The 1,787-nt window shown below is 62.6% G+C and carries 3 protein-coding genes; all 3 read left to right on the forward strand.

Annotated elements, in window-relative coordinates; genetic code table 11:
- Positions 1-134: 134 nt before the first annotated feature.
- Positions 135-596 carry a DUF6878 family protein gene (locus AX724_RS22500; protein WP_066771626.1) on the forward strand — a complete coding sequence of 154 codons (462 nt, stop codon included), beginning with the start codon at positions 135-137 and terminating at the stop codon, positions 594-596.
- A 10-nt stretch (positions 597-606) separates the two neighbouring features.
- The gene (locus AX724_RS22505) at positions 607-1,035 is read left to right on the forward strand and encodes a DUF6915 family protein (protein WP_066771629.1); all 429 of its coding nucleotides are present in this window, start codon (positions 607-609) and stop codon (positions 1,033-1,035) included.
- Between the two features lie 304 nt (positions 1,036-1,339).
- A complete protein-coding gene (locus AX724_RS22510) occupies positions 1,340-1,729 on the forward strand; it encodes a single-stranded DNA-binding protein (RefSeq protein ID WP_037445600.1) in 390 nt (129 codons plus the stop codon).
- The last annotated feature ends 58 nt before the right edge of the window (positions 1,730-1,787 follow it).

Genomic DNA, 1,787 nt, shown 5'->3' on the forward strand with positions numbered 1-1,787 from the left:
AAGGGGGTCCCTCTTCGACGCCGATCGGGGGTCCCTTTTGAACGCCGTTTGACATCATTCGTCAGAGGAAAGGCGTGCGCGTATGGTTTGGAGCCAGCGAATGGCCGTTGGCTCCTTGCTACAGGAGACATCCCATGATCGATATCGAAGCCGTGATGGCCGACTTTGCCATTCGGCAGGCCGAGCGGAAGATCGAAGTGGCCGAAGAGATCCAGCTGCTCAAGGTGGCCATACTTCCGCGCCTGCAGGAAGCCGGCATTGCCCGCATCGAGATCCGATTCGACGGTTGCGGCGACAGCGGCGCTGTCGAGGAATGTGTGTGTCTGGATGCAGCGGGTGCGGCGATCGCATGCCCTGATGGTACTCTGCAGGAAGGCGAAGCAGACACGGCGGATAGTGCCGTCTCGAAGGAGCCCCAGACCCTCGGCGAGGCCCTCGAGCAACTGGCCTATCTGGCGCTCGAACGCCATCACCCGGGCTGGGAGATCAACGACGGCGCCTGCGGCGAACTCGTGATCGATGTGGCCGAAGCGACCTTCGTGCTCGACTGCAGTCTGCGCTTCACTGCGACCGATGACCACTCGACCGAGCTCTAGGAGACTTGGGATGGCCCATTGTTACTATCACGCCCTGTCGTCGGTCCGGAAATGGGGCGGTATCGTCGATGACTATCTCCCGCTGCACCAGTGGTTCGACCAATCCAAGGCAATCCTGGCAGACCCACGGCACCGAGCGCTGCGGCACCATGCCGAGGGAATTTTCATGCTCGAAACGATCTTCGGCGAGACCCTCGTCAATGCCGATGGCCGGACGGTTCCGGTGCGTCTGATCGGCGAACAGCACGTGCGCGAAGACTTGGGCGCGATCCCCTCCTTTGCCGATTGGGCGCGCCTCATCACGCCGCAGGCCTGGATGCTGCGCGGGCATCCTCTGGACGGCACTGAAGGGGTGACGATCAACATGTCTCCCCTTGGCGAACCGGTTGCGTCGAGCCCTTCGCCACCTGCTGGGGCAACGGTCCGGACCACGATCTAAGCAGTGGGTCGCCGGTAGAAGGCTCTCGGGGATCGTTCATCCGGCCAAGACCTGAGGGATCGAGGCAGGGCAAACCTGCTCAAGGCATCCAGCTCCACCCGGCTTCGACACAAACCTGTCCCTGAATCACCCCCCGTCGAGACGCGCAACCCGGACCGGGTCCGACCGTGTTGCCGGGCTTTGCCCGGCTGCCCGCACCACCCGAACCAGTTCCGGGTTCCCCTTCGGTGCGCTTCGCCGCGGGGCGCTTCTGCTCGGGTTTGCAGCCGGGATGAACCCGGAATGCTCGATCAGGAGAAAACCCATGACCAATCTCGTTATCCTCGTTGGCCGCATCGCTCGCGACCCCGAAACCCGCACCACCCAGGGTGGAACCAGCATCACCTCGATCTCGGTTGTGACCGACCGTCCCGCCCGCAAGGATGGCAAGACCTACAAGGACGAAAACGGCTACACTGCCAAGGACAGCGAATTTCACCGGATCACCTGCTTCAACGGCCTGGGCCAGAACGTCGCCAAGTACTGCACCAAGGGTCAGCTCGTGACGGTCGAGGGGCGCATTCACTACACCCAGTGGGAAGATCAGAGCGGCACCAAGCGCTACGGCTGCGAGATTATCGCCGACAAGGTCGACTTCCTCACCAAGGGCCGTTCGGGCGGCAACGAGGGCGCTCCCGATATCGACGAGGACTGAATGTGTCAAACGGCGTTCAAAAGGGACCCCCGATCGGCGTCGAAGAGGGACCCCCTTT

The sequence above is a fragment of the Sphingobium sp. CCH11-B1 genome (assembly GCF_001556865.1).
Classification (GTDB): domain Bacteria; phylum Pseudomonadota; class Alphaproteobacteria; order Sphingomonadales; family Sphingomonadaceae; genus Sphingobium.

Bases quoted from the DNA above. Each gene is read 5' to 3' on its own strand.
- AX724_RS22500 (WP_066771626.1), top strand. From the start codon at position 135: ATGATCGATATCGAAGCCGTGATGGCCGACTTTGCCATTCGGCAGGCC.
- AX724_RS22510 (WP_037445600.1), top strand. From the start codon at position 1,340: ATGACCAATCTCGTTATCCTCGTTGGCCGCATCGCTCGCGACCCCGAA.
- AX724_RS22505 (WP_066771629.1), top strand. From the start codon at position 607: ATGGCCCATTGTTACTATCACGCCCTGTCGTCGGTCCGGAAATGGGGC.